22 protein-coding genes and 1 riboswitch are annotated in these 22,522 nt (G+C 36.2%); of the genes, 13 read left to right on the forward strand and 9 right to left on the reverse strand.

The features are described from left to right. Positions 1-120: 120 nt before the first annotated feature. Positions 121-555 (forward strand): hypothetical protein, encoded by a 435-nt coding sequence (locus TYM08_RS06675; RefSeq protein ID WP_422382189.1) that lies wholly within the window; start codon positions 121-123, stop codon positions 553-555. A 348-nt stretch (positions 556-903) separates the two neighbouring features. On the opposite strand, the gene nhaB is transcribed toward TYM08_RS06675, so the two are convergent. Next, positions 904-2,439: a sodium/proton antiporter NhaB gene (gene nhaB, locus TYM08_RS06680; RefSeq protein WP_422382190.1), complete on the reverse strand. Its 1,536-nt coding sequence runs from the start codon at positions 2,437-2,439 to the stop codon at positions 904-906. Positions 2,440-2,692: 253 nt separating this feature from the next. Here nhaB and TYM08_RS06685 point away from each other — a divergent pair, with 253 nt between their 5' ends. From TYM08_RS06685 to thiE, 7 genes are all read left to right on the forward strand, one after another. Next, complete coding sequence (locus TYM08_RS06685; protein WP_422382191.1) at positions 2,693-4,360, forward strand: hypothetical protein; 1,668 nt, start codon at positions 2,693-2,695, stop codon at positions 4,358-4,360. Then, complete coding sequence (locus TYM08_RS06690) at positions 4,350-4,862, forward strand: hypothetical protein (protein WP_422382192.1); 513 nt, start codon at positions 4,350-4,352, stop codon at positions 4,860-4,862. Before TYM08_RS06685 ends, TYM08_RS06690 begins: the two co-directional genes overlap by 11 nt. Positions 4,863-4,998: 136 nt before the next feature. Next, positions 4,999-5,113: riboswitch (TPP riboswitch) on the forward strand. 73 nt (positions 5,114-5,186) lie between these two features. After that, positions 5,187-7,016 carry a phosphomethylpyrimidine synthase ThiC gene (thiC, locus tag TYM08_RS06695; protein ID WP_422382193.1) on the forward strand — a complete coding sequence of 610 codons (1,830 nt, stop codon included), beginning with the start codon at positions 5,187-5,189 and terminating at the stop codon, positions 7,014-7,016. 2 nt (positions 7,017-7,018) lie between these two features. After that, a complete protein-coding gene (locus TYM08_RS06700; RefSeq protein WP_422382194.1) occupies positions 7,019-8,116 on the forward strand; it encodes an FAD-dependent oxidoreductase in 1,098 nt (365 codons plus the stop codon). Further along, positions 8,109-8,324, forward strand: a complete 216-nt coding sequence (gene thiS / locus TYM08_RS06705) for a sulfur carrier protein ThiS (protein WP_422382195.1) — start codon at positions 8,109-8,111, stop codon at positions 8,322-8,324. The genes TYM08_RS06700 and thiS overlap by 8 nt, the downstream gene beginning before the upstream one ends. A gap of 3 nt (positions 8,325-8,327) precedes the next feature. After that, on the forward strand, positions 8,328-9,116 hold the full coding sequence (locus TYM08_RS06710; protein WP_422382196.1) for a thiazole synthase: 789 nt from the start codon (positions 8,328-8,330) through the stop codon (positions 9,114-9,116). A gap of 13 nt (positions 9,117-9,129) precedes the next feature. Next, the gene (gene thiE, locus TYM08_RS06715; protein ID WP_422382197.1) at positions 9,130-10,545 is read left to right on the forward strand and encodes a thiamine phosphate synthase; all 1,416 of its coding nucleotides are present in this window, start codon (positions 9,130-9,132) and stop codon (positions 10,543-10,545) included. Here thiE and TYM08_RS06720 read toward each other — a convergent pair whose 3' ends face one another. From TYM08_RS06720 to TYM08_RS06755, 8 genes are all read right to left on the reverse strand, one after another. Next, complete coding sequence (locus TYM08_RS06720) at positions 10,546-10,875, reverse strand: hypothetical protein (RefSeq protein WP_422382198.1); 330 nt, start codon at positions 10,873-10,875, stop codon at positions 10,546-10,548. A 114-nt stretch (positions 10,876-10,989) separates the two neighbouring features. Continuing rightward, positions 10,990-11,598, reverse strand: coding sequence for an urease accessory protein UreG (gene ureG, locus TYM08_RS06725; protein WP_422382199.1), 609 nt, complete (start codon positions 11,596-11,598; stop codon positions 10,990-10,992). A gap of 39 nt (positions 11,599-11,637) precedes the next feature. Beyond that, positions 11,638-12,309 carry an urease accessory protein UreF gene (locus TYM08_RS06730; protein ID WP_422382200.1) on the reverse strand — a complete coding sequence of 224 codons (672 nt, stop codon included), beginning with the start codon at positions 12,307-12,309 and terminating at the stop codon, positions 11,638-11,640. Next, positions 12,309-12,827: an urease accessory protein UreE gene (gene ureE / locus TYM08_RS06735; protein WP_422382201.1), complete on the reverse strand. Its 519-nt coding sequence runs from the start codon at positions 12,825-12,827 to the stop codon at positions 12,309-12,311. The genes TYM08_RS06730 and ureE overlap by 1 nt, the downstream gene beginning before the upstream one ends. A 90-nt stretch (positions 12,828-12,917) precedes the next feature. Continuing rightward, entirely contained in the window at positions 12,918-14,618 is a 1,701-nt protein-coding gene (ureC, locus tag TYM08_RS06740; protein ID WP_422382202.1) for an urease subunit alpha, read from the reverse strand. 10 nt (positions 14,619-14,628) lie between these two features. Beyond that, a complete protein-coding gene (locus TYM08_RS06745; protein ID WP_422382203.1) occupies positions 14,629-14,937 on the reverse strand; it encodes an urease subunit beta in 309 nt (102 codons plus the stop codon). Between the two features lie 15 nt (positions 14,938-14,952). Next, positions 14,953-15,255 carry an urease subunit gamma gene (locus TYM08_RS06750; RefSeq protein ID WP_422382204.1) on the reverse strand — a complete coding sequence of 101 codons (303 nt, stop codon included), beginning with the start codon at positions 15,253-15,255 and terminating at the stop codon, positions 14,953-14,955. A gap of 10 nt (positions 15,256-15,265) precedes the next feature. After that, entirely contained in the window at positions 15,266-16,144 is an 879-nt protein-coding gene (locus tag TYM08_RS06755) for an urease accessory protein UreD (protein ID WP_422382205.1), read from the reverse strand. 400 nt (positions 16,145-16,544) lie between these two features. On the opposite strand from TYM08_RS06755, the gene urtA reads away from it, so the two are divergent. The 5 genes from urtA (at position 16,545) to urtE (ending at position 22,169) form a co-directional block, all read left to right on the forward strand. Beyond that, a complete protein-coding gene (gene urtA, locus TYM08_RS06760) occupies positions 16,545-17,834 on the forward strand; it encodes an urea ABC transporter substrate-binding protein (RefSeq protein ID WP_422382206.1) in 1,290 nt (429 codons plus the stop codon). An 82-nt stretch (positions 17,835-17,916) separates the two neighbouring features. Beyond that, on the forward strand, positions 17,917-19,536 hold the full coding sequence (gene urtB, locus TYM08_RS06765) for an urea ABC transporter permease subunit UrtB (protein WP_422382207.1): 1,620 nt from the start codon (positions 17,917-17,919) through the stop codon (positions 19,534-19,536). Positions 19,537-19,539: 3 nt separating this feature from the next. Next, on the forward strand, positions 19,540-20,688 hold the full coding sequence (gene urtC, locus TYM08_RS06770) for an urea ABC transporter permease subunit UrtC (protein WP_422382208.1): 1,149 nt from the start codon (positions 19,540-19,542) through the stop codon (positions 20,686-20,688). Next, positions 20,688-21,446, forward strand: a complete 759-nt coding sequence (gene urtD, locus TYM08_RS06775; RefSeq protein ID WP_422382209.1) for an urea ABC transporter ATP-binding protein UrtD — start codon at positions 20,688-20,690, stop codon at positions 21,444-21,446. The genes urtC and urtD overlap by 1 nt, the downstream gene beginning before the upstream one ends. A gap of 27 nt (positions 21,447-21,473) precedes the next feature. Then, positions 21,474-22,169, forward strand: coding sequence for an urea ABC transporter ATP-binding subunit UrtE (urtE, locus tag TYM08_RS06780; protein WP_422382210.1), 696 nt, complete (start codon positions 21,474-21,476; stop codon positions 22,167-22,169). Positions 22,170-22,522: the final 353 nt, after the last annotated feature.

Genomic DNA, 22,522 nt, shown 5'->3' on the forward strand with positions numbered 1-22,522 from the left:
AAATTGAAAGAATAAAAAGGGATAGTTTACTGATTTTTACGTTTAAAACCACGGAAAAGTGGTAAAAATGTCAACAATTGCTATAAAGAAGGGGTAGGTTTTGTTTTTAAAGGCTCGAATATGGCTAAATCGAATGATAATTGGTTGTTTGGTGTTGTGATCGCATTAGGAATATTTTTTTTAGTGCTGGTTTTGACAATTTTTTTAAAAGGTGTGATACAAGAGCGTAAAGCTAAAGAGGTAAGTGAAAGTGGGTTGCAATTTGGGCCTGAGGGAGTGAAAAAAGGGGATTATTCGTTGCAGCAAGCCTATTTGGTTTGTAAATCTAAAGTAGAGTCCTTAGATTATTTGGATATTCATTCTTTGAGGTTAGATGGGCAGTCAAGTCGTTTTGACTCAAAAGCTAATCAATTTATTGTATTTTTAGATGTTGATATCATTCGAGATGATGAAATAATCGATGAATTTGCACGATGCCATATTTCAGCTTTAGATAACTCGATCACTGAATTTCGTTTAAAAGGCAATCGCAGTCTTTTTGGGGGCCTTAAATGAAATAGATTAAATTCAATAATCTAAATGATTACAAGGAGTAACCATTTTTTTACCATTGTAATAGTGTTTTCCTATCGTTTGATTTTCAGTATTCTTTAATTGTATTAATTTATGTTGATCTGTTTAATTATAAACATTTCACTGGGTTGTTTCGCAAAGGTTAACTTTTATTAATTTGTGATCAGGTTATAAGTGTTTTAAGTGTAATGATTTAATGCAAGGCTGGAGGGTTTTAAAGAGGGTAATAAAATAGCTAGTAAAAGGGTATGTGATTGCTAACTAATTAGGAAGGCTAGCTAAAGGTGTAACTAAAAAGGCGTAACTTTAAAGTTACGCCTTTTTAGTTAGCTAAAGAAGAAATGTCACGCAGATATATCCTAATGTGCCCATCACAACCGTGTAGGGAAGTGCCATCCAAACCATTTTTCCGTAGGATAATCTTAAAAGTGGTGCGGCGGCAGAGGTTAATAAGAATAAAAATGCAGCCTGCCCATTTGGGGTTGCAACACTTGGCAGGTTGGTACCAGTGTTAATAGCCACGGCAAGTAGCTCAAATTGTTCTTTGCTGATACTTCCTGCTTGTAATGCTCTATCAATTTCACCTATATATACAGTTGCCACAAAAACATTGTCACTTATTGCCGATAACACACCATTAGCAATGAAAAACATCCCAGGCTGGGAAGCTTCAGGTAAGGTAAGAACCCAGGTAATCATTGGAGTAAATAAGTGTTGATGATCAATTACAGCAACTATGGTAAAAAATACAACAAGCAATGCGGTAAATGGCAGGGCTTCTTCAAAGGATTTTCCAATTTGATGTTCGTCAATGGCTCCTGTAAATGCGGTTAATAGTATAATGACTGCAAGGCCAATTACCCCTACTTCTGCAAGGTGAGTTGCAAGCGCTACCACTAAAAAAACGGCAACAAGAGCCTGTATTATTAAATTGGCTTTTTGGTGGGTGGTTTGTTTCTTTTCCTTTAAAGTTTGGTCATCTAATAGTATTTGATACACACTTTTTGGAATCGTATCGCCGTAACCGAATTTTTTAAATACTTCTAAAGCAATACAAGTGAGTAAACCTGCAAACAACACTGGAACGGTAACAGGAGCCATACGTAACGCGAATTCAATAAAATCCCAATGGGCCTTACTTGCAATGAGTAAATTTTGTGGTTCGCCAACTAATGTCATTGATCCACCTAATGCCGTTCCAATTGCGCCGTGCATAATTAATGATCGAAGAAAGGATCGAAATTGATCTAAGTCCGCTCGGTGAATTTCTTGTAAGTGCTGATCATCTGAATGATCGTGACTGTGATTGAAATGTTTACCAGAAGCAACTTTGTGATAGATAGAATAAAAACCAACTGCCACGGAAATTAAAACGGCTGTAACGGTTAAAGCATCTAAAAATGCTGAAAGTATTGCGGCTGAAAAAGAAAAAGTCAGTGCAAGTAGGATTTTATTTCTGATTTTTAGAAGTAATTTAGTGAAGGTGTAAAGTAATAAATCCTTCATAAAGTAAATGCCAGCCACCATAAACATAAGCAATAACAACACAGGAAGGTTGTTTTCAATTTCATGCATTACCGATAAGGTTGCCTCGAAGCCATGTCCAGACTCGTTACTCCATGACCCCGTCATTCCAATTGCAACTGATTCAATTGCAAGTAAGCCCCCTGGAATTAATGGGTAACATTTAAGCGCCATGGCGAGGGTGAAAATAAACTCAATCACTAAGATCCATCCAGCTGCGGTGTGATTGATCGTAAATATTATTGGATTTAGGATTAAAAATCCGATAATGGTTAACTTATACCATTTAGGGGTATTGCCCATGAAATTGTGGAAAAACGAAGCGGATAGTGAGTGTTTCATACTGTGATCCTAATTTAATTGATTTTGATAGAAAAAAAATCTGCAAAATCGGCGTCAATTATATAGTATATGGTTCAAATTCAATGGTCGGCATCAGAAATAACCAGTCAAACTTTGACTGAGGCTACAATTTAGGAAATCGTAGCTGTTAATTTATGCCCCTATATAGCACGATAGCACAAAATAATTTGAGAGTGGTTTTTCCGCTTCTTTACAGCACATTAAAACGATATTCGATCTTTAAAGGTTTTCAATGGCAAATACAGCGTCTTTTAAAGCAGTAAAACAGGAATTAGAAAATACGTTAACTCAAGCTCAAATAGCGCTTGAGGAATTTTCGACGGATTTAAACAATTTATCAGCAATTGAGCGCTGCATAGAGCTTATCAGTCAAAGTCGAGGTATTTTTGTAGTCATCGAAGATAAAGGCGCATCGCTTTTAACTGAAGAAATGATACATTTGCTAAATATGTTACCTATTGATGGTAAAGTGGATAAATCAGCATTAGCAGAACAATTTGATGCAATCAGTCAAGCAATGATTATTCTTCCTAGATATTTAGAGTATTTGGATGCTAATCCAATCGATTTACCTTTATTGCTAATTCCTACTATCAATGGCATTCGTAAAATAAGAAAACTATCTTTATTAAAAGAAAGTCATTTCTATGAATACCAATTAAAAGATTTCAAAAAGCCTGCAAGCAAAGCATTTAAATTCACTGATCAAACCTCAGTACAATTGCGTAGTTATCGTCAAATGTACCAAGCAGCTTTTTTAAGTGTGTTAAATGGCGAAAGAACCAAAGCGGCATTAAAATATATGTCCCAAGCTTTGTTGCGAATTGATCAAATCTGCGCAGATAGCGAGATTGCGCCCATGTTTTGGGTGGGCAGTATTGCATTAGAATGCATGGCACATTCAAATGCACAGATGCAATTTGAGCGTAAAATATTTTTAATTCAAATCGATAGAAGTATCGCAAGATTAATTAAAAATGGTGAATCTGAATTTTCTATTGAACCGTCACGTTCTTTAGTGAAAGAAATGTTGTACTTGATTGCAATTATGAATGAAGATAATGCAAACGTAATCCAAGTCAAATCACTTTATCAATTAAGTGAAGTCAAATATTTTGAAAATCAAATACAGCAGCAGCGTGAAATGTTGTTCAGTCCTGGTAAATCAACTACCAATTCTTTATCAAAAGCCATATATGAAGATTTAGAAATCATTAAAGATATGATTAATACTGCGGCAAGGGCTGAAGGTAAAGACTTTGATTCAAAGTTGGCTGCTCAGTTGATGAATAAAATAGTTGAAGTATTGGCGATAATTGGATTGCCAAGTCCAAGTAATGTATTAAAACAGCAGTCTGTAATCGTTGATAAATTAGATGAGTCTAAAGCAGTAAGCTCTGAAACTCTAAATGGTGTGGCAGATGCAGTGCTATATTGTGAAACGGCAATTGCTCGAATCAAAAGCGGAAGCCAAGAGCAATATACAGGAATGGATGAAAAACAAATTGCGATTTTGACGCTTGTTAAAGAAGCTAGAGTTGTATTAATCGATGAAGCTGAGTCTGGTTTGTCTCAAGCTAAACGTGCTATTTCATTATTTGTTGACTCACAAGATGATAAAAATCATTTAACCAATGTTCTTGAAACTTTAAATAGTGTTCGAGGTGCATTGATTTTCTTAGATTGTATCGATGCTGCAAATTTAGTCGCAAAAGCCATGAATTTTGTTCACCTTAAATTATTAGAGGGGGATCAATTTCCGGCAAGTGAAAAGCTAGAGGCTTTTGCAGATGGTATTTCTAGCTTAGAGTTTTACCTTGAAGGGTTGTTAGTTGAACAAAAGCCAGATGAAAAAGTATTGGCCATGACCACAGAGAGCTTAAATCAGCTTGAATACTAATAAATTAAATTCAGTCCCACTTTTTATTGATTTAGAAGCGTCAGGTTTTGGGCGTGGTAGTTATCCCATTGAAGTGGGTGTGGCTGATGAAAATCAAAAAGTAATGAGTTTATTAATAAAACCAGAAGATCATTGGACTCATTGGGATGAAGGTGCTGCTGAAATACATGGAATTTCAAGAGATGTATTAATGAAAGCTGGAATCAGTGCGAAAGATGTTGCTTTAAGCTTAAATGAAAAATTTATTGGTAAAATTCTGTATTCAGATGGTTGGTCGTTTGATAGCAGTTGGTTAGGGTTGCTGTATAATGATGTGGGGATTTTTCAGCGTTTTAAATTAGAGACCGTAACAAAAATATTAACTCAGGCTCAGTTAGAGATTTGGGATAAAACCAAAAAAGAAATCGGCGATGCCATGAATCATACTCGTCACCGAGCAAGTGTTGATGCAAAAATATTGCAGCAAACTTATATTAAAACCTTAGAAATCACTTCAAAATAAGACTGATTCGTTCTGGTTAGTCTTTCTAAAATTTCAAAAAAATCTTTTAAATAAATAATTAGATCGAATCTATAAAATAAAATAAAATAATTATTTTATTACGTGAGTTCGATATTTTTTATGTTACAATTTTCTCAAGATCTTGTCGGGGTGCCCGTTTGCTTAAATGCATAAAGGGCTGAGACCAAAATATTGGACCCGTTGAACCTGATCAGGTTAACACCTGCGTAGGAAACAAGAAAGAGCCTCAATGTGTCTCCAAATTTGGCATTCTCTTATTTTGTTCGTGCGCGTTTTCTTTGTATTATTTTAAAGAGTAACGTTATGACTTCTCCTATTTCTAAAAACGCTAAAATCACCCGTGAACCTTTATCTGGTTCAAAAAAAATCTATATTGAACAAGACAATATTCGTGTTCCGATGCGCGAAATTACGTTAAGTGATACTAAATTATCCAACGGCACCGTCGAAAAAAATCCGCCTGTACGATTATACGATTGCTCCGGTCCTTATACTGATCAAAACATTGAAATCGATGTAAAAAAAGGACTGCCCCGTACTCGTGATCAATGGGTAAATGATCGTGAAGATACAGAAATATTAGACAGTCATACCAGTAGTTTTGGTGCTGTGCGAGATCAATCTTTATTATTTGAGGACATTCGTTTTCAATCAAAGGCAAAAATTCGCAAAGCAAAACCAGGCAAAAACGTCACCCAAATGTATTATGCACGTCAAGGAATAATTACTGATGAAATGAAATACATCGCACTGCGTGAAAACTTAGTAGCCGCGCAATCTGATGATGTAGGTCAGCACCCAGGGCAAAACTATGGCGCTAATACGCAAAAAGAAATCACAGCAGAATTTGTAAGATCAGAAGTCGCGGCAGGTCGTGCCGTGATTCCAGCAAACATTAATCACCCAGAATTAGAACCGATGATTATTGGTCGTAACTTTTTAGTTAAAGTAAACGCAAACATTGGTAACTCTGCGGTTACATCAAGCATCGAAGAAGAAGTTGAAAAATTAGTTTGGTCTACACGCTGGGGCGCTGACACGGTAATGGATTTATCAACCGGTCAAAATATTCATGAAACACGCGAATGGATTATGCGTAACTCGCCAGTGCCAATTGGTACGGTTCCCATTTACCAAGCACTAGAAAAAGTAAACGGCGTCGCTGAAGATTTAACGTGGGAATTATTTCGTGACACGTTAATTGAACAAGCAGAGCAGGGTGTCAGTTACTTTACCATTCACGCAGGTGTTCTTTTACGTTACGTACCAATGACTGCTAAACGAGTGACAGGTATTGTTTCGCGTGGTGGTTCAATCATGGCTAAATGGTGTTTAGCGCATCACGAAGAAAATTTCTTATTTACACACTTTGAAGAAATTTGTGAAATCATGAAAGCTTATGATGTGACATTTTCATTAGGTGATGGTTTACGTCCAGGTTGTATTGCCGATGCAAACGATGAATCACAATTTTCAGAATTAAAAACATTAGGTGAGCTTTGTAAAATTGCATGGAAACATGATGTGCAATGTTTCATTGAAGGTCCAGGTCACGTGCCAATGCACATGATTAAAGAAAATATGGACGAGCAATTAAAACACTGTGACGAAGCGCCTTTTTATACATTAGGCCCATTGGTGACAGATATTTCTCCAGGTTACGATCACTTTTCATCAGGTATTGGTGCGGCCATGATCGGATGGTTTGGTTGTGCGATGTTATGTTACGTGACACCTAAAGAGCATTTAGGTTTACCTAATCGTGATGATGTTAAGCAAGGTTTAATTGCTTATAAAATTGCAGCCCATGCCGCTGATTTAGCAAAAGGACACCCAGGTGTTCAAGTTTGGGACAACGCAATGAGTAAAGCGCGTTTTGAATTTCGTTGGGTAGATCAGTTTAATTTAGCGATTGATCCTGATACTGCCATTGCTTATCACGATGAAACGTTACCAAAAGATTCTGCTAAAGTGGCGCATTTTTGTTCGATGTGTGGCCCGAAATTTTGTTCAATGAAAATCTCTCAAGAAGTACGAGATTATGCCGCTGCTAAAGAAGAAAAAGAAAAAGGCATGTTAGAGCAATCTGAAAAATTCAAAAAAGAAGGCAGCGAGTTGTACCAAGAAGTTTAATTATGATTGAGTCAATGAAACAGGTTGCCATTGTAGGTGCAGGTTTAGTTGGGAGAATGCTTGTTTGGCGATTGTTAAACGAGTACCCCGATTTAAATATTCACTTGTTTGATAAAGATGATTTATCACAATCAACAAGTGCTGCGCAAACAGCCGCTGGTATGATCAGTCCATTAAGTGAATTGTGCGTCAGTGATCGAGCAATTTACGATATGGGGTTGGCAGCTTTAACTCAATGGCCAAATTGGCTTAAAAAGTTAGAGCAGCAAACTGGGCGAAAAGTCGATTATCAATCTTGCGGTTCCATCGTGTTGGCTCATGCATTAGATCAAAATGAATTAACACAGTTTCAACAGGAAATTGATTTTAAACTCACACAACATGATCTAAATAAGCAGCCATACAAGTGGTTAGATAAAACTCTGCTTCTTGAAAAAGAATCAATGATTGGTCAAAATTTTGAGTCAGGATTATTTTTAAACGACGAAGCCTATATTGATAATCGTGAATTATTGACATCACTTAAAACATTTATTTTAAACAATCATATTACTGTTATTGATAATTGTCAGTGTGACATTGTGGATAACGTTGTTGAATTTGACGATAAAAAATTAAAGTTTGATTTTGTATTTGATTGTCGTGGAATAGGCTCGAATGTGGAAAACTTACGCTCTGTGCGCGGCGAAGTGATGCATGTTGAATGCAAAGAAGTAAACATCAAACACGCGATTCGATTTATGCATCCAAGATATAAGCTATATATTGTGCCTAAACCGAATCATCGTTATGTAATTGGTGCGACTGAAATTGAAAGTCATGACAACAGCCCGATGAGTTTACAATCCATGATGGAATTAGGCAGTGCACTTTATAGTGTGCATCCTGCCTTTGCTGAAAGTCGAGTGTTAGAAATTGACGCTAATTTACGACCTGCTATGTTAGATAATAATCCTGTCATAAAAATTAGTAATAATGTGATGTGTGTAAATGGTTTATATCGACATGGATATTTACTGATTCCCGAAGTGATTAATACAGTAATGAATATTCTAAAAAAACAATCACATCAATATCATTGGATGGTGTCCTATGAATGAGAACAATATAAATATAAGTGTCAACGGCGAACAAAAAACCGTAGAAAAAAATAAAAATTTGAGTGAAATTTTAACATTTTTAAATATTGAAAAACGCATGATATCCATTGCGGTCAATTCCGATTTTGTGCCTAGAGAACAATATAAAGAATTAATCATTAATGAAAAAGACGCCATTGATATTTTAACCCCTATTGCAGGTGGTTAAACGATGGAAGATTTGAAGTTATATTCAAAAACGTTTTCAAGTCGTATTTTAATTGGTACAGCCATGTATCCTTCGCCACAAATAATGTTAGATGCAATCAAACAATCAGCATCAAACATTGTGACGTTAAGTTTGCGTAGACAAAACCCAAACGAGCAGGGTGGAGAACAGTTTTGGAAATTAATTCAACAAACAGGCTGTGAATTATTACCCAACACCGCAGGGTGTAAAACCGTTCAAGAAGCGGTGACATTAGCTAAAATGTCTCGTGAAATATTTAATACCAATTGGATTAAATTAGAAGTGGTGGGGGACGATTACAATTTACAACCTGATCCATTTTTAACCGTAGAAGCGGCTAAAATATTAATTAAAGACGGGTTTGAAGTGTTGCCATTTTGTACTGACGATTTAGTATTTAACTTAAGATTATTAGATGCAGGTTGTGAAGTATTAATGCCGTGGGGCTCACCCATTGGCACAGCTAAAGGTTTAATGAACCCTTATGCATTGCAAACATTACGTGAACGTATAGATCATGTACCTATGATTATTGATGCCGGTTTAGGTAAACCTTCTGATGCCTGTCTTGCTCTTGAAATGGGATTTGATGCCGTATTATTAAACACCGCCATTGCCAAGGCAAATGATCCCGTACGTATGGCAAATGGGTTTAAGTCGGCAGTAGATGCCGGAAGAGATGCGTATCTTGCTGGAAAAATACAATCCAGACAAACCGCGCAAGCATCGACACCTACAATTGGTATGCCGTTTTGGCATCAGCAAAAATAATAGACACATTAATATGAAAACCATTTGGACCATTGCCGCTTTAGATAGTGCTGGTATTTCTGGAATATCAGCAGATACAAAAGTATTTAACGCCTTTGATTGTATCACTTGTAATATTGCCACAGCAGTAACTGCACAAAGTGTCGATCAATCTGTTTCATTACAAAAAATAAACGCTCAAATATTAAAAGATCAATTAAACGTATTGTTAAAAAAACATAAACCCGATGCCATTAAAATGGGTGTGTTGGTCGATGTTGAGCAAGTAAACGTGATAGCGGGATTCTTAGCACAACATCAATTAAATGTTCCAATTGTTTACGATCCTGTTTTAAGTGCCAGCAGTGGATTGTCTTTTAATCAATTAAGTTTGCAAGATTTAAAACCACTTTTAAAATTTTTCACAATCATTACGCCAAATTATGATGAGTTTGAATGGTTGTGTCATAAAAATATTGAGCAATTATTTCAAACGGGTGTGAAGGCTGTTTATGTCAAGGGCGGTCATCATGATGTTTCTCAAGACTATATTGTGGATCAACTTTGTATTAAAAGTGAACCCGATTTATATTTCCATAATATTAAACAAGCTAAAAAAGTTAGAGCCACAGGTTGCAGCTTTTCAAGTTTGTTGGCCGTATTTCTTTTAGAGTATCCAATCAATGATGCCATCACCATGGCAAATGCAAGTTTACAAAAATCAATTAAAGACACTCACGTTTCAATTGATGGGTTTTATATTTTAAAACAATTTAGTAAAAGTGAAGATCTAAATGATTTTCCAGATGTGTCGCATCATGTATTAAATAAACAGCAAATACCGTTTGAATTGTGCGAGCCACTTGGATTATATCCCGTGGTAGACAGCGTTAAATGGATTAAGACCTTAGCGGGCTGGGGAGTTAAAACCCTTCAAATACGCATTAAAGATCAAGCAGGCGAGCAATTAGAACAGTCGATTAAACAGTGCGTTGAGATATGTCACAAACATAATATTCAATTTTTTGTAAACGACTATTGGGAATTGGCAATTAAATATCAGGCATATGGTGTGCATTTAGGGCAAGAAGATATTCAAATTGCAGATATCGAAGCCATAAGAAAGGCGGGTGTTAAAATTGGAATTAGCACGCATGGAGAGATGGAGTTTTGCATCGCTAAAAGTATTAAACCGAGTTACATTGCTATTGGTGCAATATTCCCAACAAATACAAAAGAAGTGCAAGTGGTAGGGTTAGATAATTTAAATAAATGGGTGACTATTTTAAAAGTGCATTATCCATTATGTGCGATTGGGGGTATTGGGTTTAATAATATTGAGACAGTGTTGAAATCTAATGTGGGTTCAGTTGCATTGGTGAGTGCTATTTGCAGTGCGGATAATCCAGAATTAGCTACACAAAAATTATTGAGTTATTTTAATTTATAATTAATTTTGAATTACCTTATCATTTGTAATCCAATTACTTTGTGTCTTTTTCCCTAATGGTGTTAATTCATTTACGGTAAGTGGGCCAGTATGGCATGAACTACAAATCAGGTCAGGTTGAGTATCTGATTTTGATTCTACTACGTCATGTTCATACGAAGTAGTAGGAAGAATTCCTCCAGTTGAAACATATTTAGATTGAGATTCAGCATGGTGTTTTCCATTCAATGACGTGAAACCATTTGTAATAGGTGTCGGTTTAATTTTTTTATCACAACCAAGTAATATGACTGAACTGATCAAAGTGAAAACTATAAATTTTGTTGGCATGTTAACTTCCTTTATTTTTAATTTGTCATCCTCGGTATCTTTTCGTCGGGGATCCAGTGACTTAAAATTACTATCACCTTCGACGATTTAATTGTCAAAGGTGATAATAATAACTTACAACATTCCTTGAGTTTCAATAAACGTAATAATCTCATCAAGGGCAGTTTGGTTTTTCATGTTGGCAAACACAAACGGTTTGTCGCCACGCATTTTTTTAGCATCACGATCCATCACATCTAACGACGCACCAACTATGGGTGCTAAATCAATCTTGTTTATGATTAATAAATCCGATTTAGTAATGCCAGGGCCACCTTTACGTGGAATTTTATCACCAGCTGAAACATCAATCACATAAAGGGTTAAATCTGATAATTCAGGACTGAATGTCGCACTTAAATTGTCACCACCACTTTCAATAATCACTAAATCTAAATTTGCATGGCGTTGTTGTAATTCGTCAATGGCCGCTAAGTTCATGGAAGCATCTTCGCGAATGGCGGTATGAGGACAGCCACCGGTTTCAACACCCATAATACGATCTTCTTCTAACGCATCATTACGCAATAAAAATTGAGCGTCTTCTTTTGTATAAATATCGTTTGTCACTACGGCCATATTGTATTTGTTTCGAAGTTTTAAACACAGCTGAGTGATTAAAGCGGTTTTACCAGAACCCACGGGTCCACCGATGCCGACGCGTAATGTTTGTTTTGATGACATGTTGTTTACCCTTTTTAAATTTGTTAAATATTTTGTTTGTTATGAACGAAATAATCGACTGTACTGATGTTGGTGTAGGCTACTTGATAACGCAAAGATAGGTAACGAATTACCCATGGTTTCAAAATTTAAACCATTTGCTATCTGTATTGCTTGTTCTATATCAGGCATTAATTTTTGTAAAATTCGTTGCATTTGTGTTTGGCCAAGGGGTTTTATTTTGCCTGATGCCGCCACTTGGTTTTCACACCACGCCCAGCAATATCCCATTAAAATACTGTGAGTATCCATTTTGTAATGAGAGCTGGCTAATGCAAACCCTAGTGCCACAGTAGGTTTGTTTAAAAAATCAGCATCATATTGAATGTCTTGATTTTTTAACAACAACAATAATGCTTTGCCTACTTGCTGGTCTTCAGTCCACAGTTCTTTGGTTTCTCTACTGGCTAATAATGTGAAATTAATTTCTTTTAATAGATGCGCATCATTATTTTCAATGGCTGTTTTCATTTGTGCAATGCAAGGTAAGTCCCAGTGAGATATAGAATGAACTAATACAGATTGAATCCATTTATAAATGTCTTCTTCTGTTTTTAGCCATTGTTCATCAATGGCATATTCAATGCCTTGAGAATAAGCAAAATTACCAATAGGTAATGCTGGCGATATTAAATTAAATAATTGCAAAGAGCTTAATAGCGAAGTGTTCATTAATGGCTGTGCTCACTGGTTACTTTGTTAGCTAATGTGTGTTCTGCAGAATGATCTAAACCGTCGTTATGAGAGTGTCCGCCAAATTCACCATAAGCACCGTTTAATGGATTAAACGGTAATTCAACTTCAACTATTTTTAAATTGTAATGTTTACACAAATCGGCCAAGACATGATCCGATTGAAATAAAAGCGTAAGAGGTTGTATTTCAAGGGTTAAATGACGATTTCCTAGGTGATAACACACGGTTGAAAACGTTAACCAGTCATCACAGGTTGCTTGCATGACTAATTCTTTTTTGGCTTTGATTTTGTAAAACTGATTATCTTCAGTCGCTACAATAAATCCATCAGGTAATACATTCCCGCGAGGTAAAAATAAACCAATGTCTGTACCGTCAGTGGTTTGTGTTTTTAAGCGTGCTTTTTTTCGATCATCAAATGTTAATTCAATGACACCTTGGATTTCACCATGACAGTGGTCACCAATGACTTTTGTTATTTCAATGACAGACATACATAACCTTTGTAATTTGTAAGCTCGGGATTTATTCCGAGACTAATATCGTTTTTAAAATATTTTCACAATTAATTTCGAACCTACACATCAAAATAAAAAATATCGTTGAGCTAACGGCAAATCTGTTGCTGGCTCACAGGTTAATAACTGTCCATCAGCTTTTACTTCGTATGTCTCAGGGTCAACCGTAATGTTTGGTTGATACGTATTATGAATCATATCTTGTTTGCTGATGTTTCTTGTATTTTTACAGGCAACTAAATTTCGTTTGATATCAAACTTTGTTTGAATATCCAAATCAATTGAGGCTTGTGAAACAAAGTGCACAGAAGTTTGCGATGGTGTTTTACCATATGAGCCAAACATTTTACGATAATGTACAGGTTGAGGTGAAGGAATCGACGCATTTGGATCGCCCATTGCAGCCACTGCAATCGCGCCACCTTTTATAATGAGTGTCGGTTTTGTTGCAAAAAATGCAGGTTTCCATAACACTAAATCTGCAAGCTTGCCTTCTTCGATTGAACCCACTTCATGAGAAATACCATGAGTGATACAAGGGTTAATTGTGTATTTAGCAATGTAACGTTTAACACGATTGTTATCACTAAATTCACTGTCGCCCTCTAATGGACCACGCTGAACTTTCATTTTATGAGCGGTTTGCCAAGTACGTATCACGACTTCACCTACACGACCCATTGCTTGAGAATCAGACGCAATCATCGAAAAAGCCCCTAAATCATGCAGTATATCTTCAGATGCAATGGTTTCTTTACGTATTCTAGAATCTGCAAATGCCACATCTTCTGGAATGTTGGCATCTAAATGATGGCACACCATTAACATATCTAAATGCTCGTCCACTGTATTAATAGTGTACGGGCGAGTAGGGTTGGTTGATGACGGTAAGACATTTGATAAACCACAGGCTGTAATGATATCCGGTGCGTGTCCACCACCTGCGCCTTCAGTATGGTATGTATGAATCACACGATCTTTAAATGCACCAATGGTGTCTTCTACAAACCCGGACTCATTTAATGTGTCGGTATGAATCGCCACTTGCACGTCGTATTTATCTGCGACACTCAAACAGGTATCAATTGATTGTGGTGTGGTGCCCCAATCTTCATGTAATTTTAAACCCATGGCGCCAGCGTCAAGTTGCTCTTCTAATGCCATTGGTAAACTTGCGTTGCCTTTACCCAAAAAACCAAAGTTCATAGGAAAGTCATCACAAGACTGAAGCATCATTTTTAAATGCCAAGGCCCTGGTGTGCATGTTGTTGCATTTGTGCCTGTCGCAGGTCCTGTTCCGCCACCAATCATGGTGGTCACACCAGAGGCTAATGCTTCATCAATTTGTTGAGGGCATATATAGTGAATATGACTGTCTACGCCACCTGCGGTTAAAATATTGCCTTCACCTGCAATTACTTCTGTACAAGGGCCAACAATAATATCAACGTTATCTTGAATGTCAGGGTTGCCAGCTTTACCAATTTTACTGATACGACCGTCTTTTATGGCAACGTCGGCTTTGACAATACCCCAATGATCAATGATTAGTGCATTAGTAATCACTGTGTCAGGGGTGTGTTTTGAGTCTAATTGTGACTGTCCCATACCATCACGAATGACTTTGCCTCCGCCAAATTTAACTTCGTCGCCGTAAGTAGTGAAATCTTTCTCAACTTGTACCCATAATTCAGTGTCGCCTAATCTAACGCTGTCACCAACGGTAGGGCCAAACATGTCTGTATAACTTTTACGATCAATTTTCATAATGTACCCCTTAAGCTAATTTGCCTTGCACAAGACCACGAAACCCATAAATGGTTTTGGTGCCTGCATATTCCACTAATTCAATTTCACGAGTTTGGCCCGGCTCAAATCTTACTGCGGTGCCTGCTGCAATGTTTAAGCGAAAGCCTTTAGTGGATTCACGATCAAAATCTAATGCAGCATTGGTTTCATAAAAATGATAATGACTGCCTACTTGAATTGGGCGGTCACCCGTATTGGCAATAGTTAACGTTAAAGTTTTACGACCGACATTTATTTCAATGGCCTGATCTTTAATTTTGTATTCACCTGGAATCATGATTCGCTCCTTAATTTACACAATGGGATTATGAATGGTGACTAATTTAGTACCGTCAGGAAATGTTGCTTCGACTTGTACATCGTGAATCATTTCAGAAATACCAGGCATCACTTGTTCAATACTTAACACTTCACGACCTTCACTCATTAATTGAGCAACGGTTTTGCCATCACGTGCGCCTTCCATTACCCATGCACTTATAAAGGCAATAGATTCTGGATAGTTAAGTTTTACGCCCCGAGCTAATCGGCGTTCTGCTAATAAAGCGGCTGTGAAAATTAATAGTTTATCTTTTTCTCTAGGTGAAAGTTCCATAAAGGAGTCCTCATGTATTCCAAATTCGTGGTGGACAGGCAGGGGTGTTTTTTGCAATGGGGCGTAATGTTTCCCAGACCTGTTTAAAAAGTGTTTGTGCGTGTGCGGCATTATTGCCTAAATATCGGGCAATTAATAATCCGTTTTTTTGTGTCAGTGCTATATAGAAGTCTTCGTTTTTTTGAATTTCGAATAATTTCTTTTCAAGATTTTCAATCAAAACAGAGTTTTCTTTATTTAAAAATATTTCGCTGTAAGCATAGAATGTTCCAAATACAGGATAGTTAGAAAACCCAGCGGGGCTTTTAAATAATTCACTTTGTGCATTAAGTTGATTTCTTTCGATATGAATTAATTGATCATCACAAAAAATACGCACATTTTGATTAATGTAACCTGTAGAAAAGTGCTCACCACTTTTAAGTCGACCTAAACAAAAGGTGTCCCAGTAAAATAACGTAGCTGACTTGTGTAAATGAATATCGCAAAAGTTATTGGCTTTTGCGCTATCAAATACAATGGTTTCTTGGGGGAGGTATTCAATACAACTTTGTTCGTCAAGGATAAGTGTGGTTTTTTGTAGTTGAGTTTGTTCTAAGGTTTTTGCACCATAAAATTTTCCAGCAGCGGGGGTGGTGAGCAAACATTGTGCATTGTTTTGTGCATGTACATTAATTTGCACATCATCCCCTGCAACAAATCCTCCTGGGGGGTGAAGGATGTACAAATGTGGGCATAAATCCGATTCTGGATAAAAAGGACGTTGTATGCGTAAAGGGCCATTATGGTGGCATTTTGTTAATACGGATTTAGATAATTTACGCGTTAAGCAAAGCGATAAACTGGCCTTCCAGTATTTATTTTGAATAATTTTAGTTGCTATAGTCATGACACTATTATGCCCATTATCAAATTCTTCACAACAATATTTTTTACTAACAATGTAAGAAATTGGGGATAATTAAAAACAAATCGCACCAAAAAGAATAGATCAATCCAGACAAATAAAACTTTGTCTGGATTTGGTGCGTTTTTTCTAGATCGTTACTTTAAGTGTTTTTTTTTGGTGCACGATAAAATAAGACTGATCAATGAGTATCGTCAAATTTGAATGAAATAATTAAGAAATTAAAGTCTTCAAAGTTTTTTAAACCCTTTAAATACAGGGGATTTAAAATAATATTTGTTTTAAATATTTAAAATAAATAAATTGGCACAGCATTTGTAATAGGCTACTTCGAGGAAATATACAAATTTCTTATTTCATAAACTTAAAGGTGAGAATCACAATGAAAACATTGATAAAAAAAGCAGCACTTTGTGGTGCAATTGCATTAACTGCAGGTGTAAGTGTTGTAGCACAAGCGGCTGATACTATTAAAGTAGGTGTCCTACATTCACTATCTGGCACCATGGCCATTTCTGAAACCACATTAAAAGATACCGTTTTGATGATGATTGAAGAACAAAACAAAAAAGGCGGTTTGTTAGGTAAGCAACTTGAAGCGGTTGTGGTTGACCCTGCATCTAACTGGCCTTTGTTTGCTGAAAAAACTCGTGAGTTAATGGAAAAAGCAGATGTGGATGTTATTTTTGGATGTTGGACTTCAGTTTCTCGTAAGTCAGTATTACCAGTAATTGAAGAATTAAACGGTTTATTATTTTACCCAGTACAGTACGAAGGCGAAGAGTCTTCTAAAAACGTTTTCTATACAGGTGCTGCGCCAAACCAACAAGCGATTCCAGCTGTTGATTACTTAATGAATGAAGTCGGTGTGAAACGTTGGGTGCTTGCAGGTACAGATTATGTTTACCCACGTACAACAAACAAAATCTTGGAAGCTTACTTAAAATCTAAAGGTGTTTCTGATGCTGACATCATGATCAACTACACACCTTTTGGACACTCAGATTGGCAGACAATTGTATCTGACGTTAAAAAATTCGGTTCAGCTGGTAAAAAAGCAGCCGTAGTTTCTACTATTAATGGTGATGCAAACGTTCCTTTCTATAAAGAATTAGGTAACCAAGGTATTTCTGCTGAAGACATTCCTGTTGTTGCTTTCTCAGTTGGTGAAGAAGAATTATCTGGTTTTGATACCACTCCATTAGTAGGACACTTAGCAGCATGGAACTATTTCATGAGCGCTGAAAGTGATATCAATGACGAATTCATTGATGCATGGGTTGAGTTCACAGGTGATGAAGATCGTGTAACCAATGATCCAATGGAAGCAACTTATATCGGTTTTAAAATGTGGGCAGAAGCAGTTGAAAAAGCAGGCACAACTGATGTGGATACAGTTCGTGCAGCAATGTATGGAATCACAGTGCCTAACTTAACCGGCGGTTATGCAGTTATGAATACAAACCACCATTTAACTAAGCCAGTATTAATTGGTGAAATCACTGCAGATGGCCAATTCGATATTGTTTGGGCAACTAAAGGTGGCGTAATTGGTGATGCTTGGACAGATCATTTAAAAGAATCGGCTAAGTTAGTTGCGGATTGGACTGCACCAATTTCATGTGGTAATTACAACATCTCAACAGGTGTATGTTCTGGTCAAAATTATTAAGAAATAAAAAAAGAAAAATATACAAGGCAGCTTTAAGCTGCCTTATTTTTTACAAGAAGTTAAAGAGTTAAGGTTGTTTTCTATGATCACATTTTTAAGAAATGGGTTAACAAGAAGCTGTCAAATTGCATGTATGATGTTATTGGCTGTTAGCCAAGTTACGTTTGCTGATCAGTTTGATGAAATTACACAAAAATTATTAGACAAAGATTTCGATGTAAAGGCCGCGGCAATAGATGAATTAGCGGTTATCGAAGATGAGCGTGTTAGAGCATTATTTGAAGGATTAACTGAATCTACCGTTTATTATATTAAAAAAACAAACCAAATTGGTTATTACCAATTAGATGAAAAATCAGTGACATTCACCACTTTATTAGAAGGTGAGGTTATTGATGATTTATCAAAGCGTTCTTATAAAAAAATCACCACAAATAATGCATTACGTGGCCAAATAAAATTGCACTTAGCGGCATTGAATATCTTATCAAAAGAAGCAGATGTGCGTTTAACCGCAATTGATTCAATGTTGAAATCTCCTGATCCTTTGTTATTAGATATATTAATTAAAGCGCAAAAAATCGAACAAAACAGAAAAGTAAAAGCGCTTATTGAATTAAATATTGCTTTGATTCATGTAGAAAGTGAAAACGAAACTGAAAGAAATGTGGCATATAAAGTTTTAAGTGAATCATTGCATGAAGCTGCAAGAATTAAGTTAACTGAAATAAAAGATAGTGAAACTCAAAGTTCAGAAAATATAAAGTTTGCAACCAAGGCTTTATTAAAAATTGAAGATAAATTGAAATACTTAAAATTCACCGAAAACGTATTTTTTGGTTTAAGTGCGGGTTCGGTTTTATTATTAAGTGCCATCGGTCTTGCTATCACGTTTGGCGTGATGGGAGTAATCAATATGGCTCACGGCGAAATGATTATGATTGGCGCATACACAACGTATGTGGTGCAGTTATTAATGCCTGATCATATTGCATTAAGTATTGTCGTTGCTATTCCAACTGCATTTTTAGTCAGTGGACTCATTGGTGTGATTATAGAGCGAGGCATTATTCAATTTTTATATGGCCGGCCTTTAGAAACATTATTAGCTACATTTGGCGTAAGCTTGTTTTTACAACAAGCCGTACGTAGTATTTTTTCAGCGTTAAACATGCCTGTTATTACTCCAGACTGGATGAGTGGTTCTATCGAAATTAACGATGCATTATCTTTCACGTTTAACCGTTTATACATCATTATTTTTGCCTTAATGGTATTTATAGGTTTGCTCATTATATTAAAACGTACATTCTTTGGTTTACAAATGCGAGCTGTTACACAAAATCGTAAAATGGCGCGTTCAATGGGGATTCGTTCAAACTGGGTTGATGCAATGACATTTGGTCTAGGTTCGGGTATTGCAGGAATTGCTGGGGTGGCATTAAGTACCATAACTAACGTAGGTCCAGATATGGGACAGGCATATATTATTGACTCGTTTATGGTCGTGGTATTTGGTGGTGTCGGTAATTTATGGGGTACGTTTGTAGCTGCAATGAGTTTAGGTGTAGCCAATAAGTTTATTGAACCATTTGCAGGTGCTGTATTAGCAAAAATTATTATTTTGGTTTTTATCATTATGTTTATTCAAAAAAGACCTCGAGGTTTATTCGCCTTGAAAGGTCGTTCGGTGGAGGGGTAATTTATGCAAGCTTTAAAATCTATATTTTTTCCATCAATAAACGATGCAGCAAGCCGTCGTATGATAATGACGTTAGCTGCAATAATGTGTGTCATTCCAATTTTAAATTTGCTATTTGCAGAAGACAGTTTTTTTCATGTGAGTAATTATACAATTAACTTACTAGGAAAATATTTTTGTTACGCTATTTTAGCAGTCGCTCTTGATTTAGTTTGGGGATATTGCGGTATATTAAGTTTAGGTCACGGCGCGTTTTTCGCATTAGGCGGTTACGCAATGGGCATGTACTTAGTGAGACAATACGGCGTGACCATCGAGGCTACCGGAGAAGTCATTCCTGAATTTATGATCGCAATGGGAATAAGTGAATTGCCATGGTTTTGGTATGGCTTTGATAACTTTTGGTTTGCGTTATTAATGGTGGTATTAGCACCAGGATTATTAGCGTACTTGTTTGGTTATTTCGCTTTTAAATCTCGAGTTTCAGGTGTGTACCTTTCTATTATTACTCAAGCGATGACGTTTGCTTTAATGCAAGGATTCCGTTTAGGTGAATTAGGATTTGGCGGCACAAATGGTTTAACAGCGTTTAAAGAAATTTTAGGGTTTGATATTACATCGGATATGACACGTTTGGTTTTATTTATGTTGACTGTCTTTGTGTTATTGTTAGCACTTATGTTGTCCAAATTTATTACTAAATCCAAAGCAGGTCGTGTATTAGTTGCCATTAGAGATGCAGAGCCTAAAACACGATTTATTGGTTATAGAGTAGAGCATTACAAATTATTTGTGTTTGTTATTTCTGCTGCACTTGCAGGTATTGCTGGTTCATTATTTGTCTCGCAAGTGGGAATTATTAACCCAGATGAATTCAGTCCATTAAACTCAATTGAAATTGTAATTTGGGTTGCCTTAGGCGGTCGTGCCACCATTTATGGTGCCATTATTGGTGCGGTATTAGTAAATTACGCTAAAACAGTATTTACAGGTTTGTTCCCAGAATTTTGGGTGTTTTTATTAGGAGGCCTGTTTGTTGTTTCAACACTGTTCTTCCCTAAAGGGATTGCAGGCATGTTTTCAAATACAAAATTTCAATCTTTAATGGGTGGCATTAAACAAAAAATGTTCTCTAAAAAAGGAGACGCATAATGGTTAATAAGCATTTAGATAATAATGGTATTTTGTATTTAAGTTCTGTGAGTGTCAGTTTTGATGGGTTTAAAGCGATTAATAATTTAAACCTAATTATTGAACCTGGTGAAATGCGCGCGATCATTGGGCCAAATGGTGCGGGTAAAACCACAATGATGGATATCATTACTGGTAAAACCCGACCAGATGAAGGTGATGTGATTTTTAAATCAAAAGTCGATTTAACAAAATATGATGAAGTACAAATTGCAAACATTGGTATTGGTCGTAAATTTCAAAAACCCACTGTTATAGAAACATTAACCGTATTTGAAAACTTAGAAATGGCCATGGCTGGACGACGTACAGTTTGGCAGTCATTAATTCATAAATTATCAAATGAAGACACTCAAAAAATTAATGAAAACCTAGCGTTAATTAATTTAAGTGAAGACGCACAACGTTTAGCAGGAGATTTATCTCATGGTCAAAAACAATGGTTAGAAATCGGCATGTTGATTTTAACGGAACCAGAATTGTTATTAGTGGATGAGCCCGCAGCGGGAATGACTGATGAAGAAACCATGAAAACCGCCGAGTTATTAAAAGAAATTAATAAAACTCGATCAGTTGTTGTGGTTGAACACGACATGGATTTTATTCGTGCTTTGAACTCTAAGGTGACGGTTTTGCATGAAGGTCATGTATTAGCCGAAGGCACATTAGATCAAGTGCAAAGTAATCAACAGGTCATCGATGTTTACTTAGGCCGATAAACCTAAGTTAAAATATAGGTAAATAATATGTTAGAAGTTAAAAATATGAATTTACATTACGGCGCTTCGCAAGCGTTGTATAACGTAAACTTAAAATGTGAAATCGGAAAAGTAACCTGTTTGCTTGGTCGTAATGGTGTTGGTAAATCATCAACACTTAGAAGTATTACAGGGCAACATCCGGCATCATCCGGTGAAATTATTTATGACAATAAATTAATTAACCAAATGAGTTCAGAGATCCGTGCAAAAAACGGCATTGCCTCTGTGCCTCAAGGGCGTGAAATATTTTCACAATTAACGGTGCATGAGAATCTAATGACCGGTTTTTCAGCATTACCAAGAAAACAAAGAAAAATCGATAGTGAAATATATGATCTATTTCCTGTTTTAAAAGATATGTTACACCGTCGAGGTGGCGATTTATCAGGTGGACAGCAACAACAGCTTGCCATTGCTCGTGCATTAGTTATGAAGCCAAAATTGTTAGTGTTAGATGAGCCAACAGAAGGCATTCAACCATCTATTATTAAAGACATTCAATTTGTTATTGGTTATTTACGTGACCAAGGCGAAATGAGTATTTTGTTGGTTGAGCAATTCTTTGAATTTGCATGGGACCTAGCCGATGACTTAACGGTTTTAGATCGAGGTCAAGTGGTATTAAGTGGCGCAAAAGCAACATTAGATAAAGAAAAAGTAAGACAGGCAGTAATGGTTTAATATATTAGTACAAAGGTTTGGGCTATTGTTCAAACCTTTATTTATTGTTTATGCAATTTAAATTTAGTTTCATCAGCCAAATCTAATTTCTCCATATTTTATACCTATTCAGAACAATGTGTCACTGCTCAGAAAGTGATTAAATTTTAACTGAATAGTTATCTTGTTATCAAATTGATATTCTCTATACCTTCTACAATAAAATTGTAAATCATAATATTACATTGTTACTCAAATGCTTATAAGAAACTTTGATCAAATTAAATAAAACCAAAATTGAATACTTCACGTAAAAGCATATTCATAACTCCTAAATATTTGAATATTGGCAACTAAGTAAAAAACTTGTCAAT

The organism is Marinicellulosiphila megalodicopiae, assembly GCF_045862395.1.
Lineage (GTDB): Bacteria > Pseudomonadota > Gammaproteobacteria > Pseudomonadales > Natronospirillaceae > Marinicellulosiphila > Marinicellulosiphila megalodicopiae.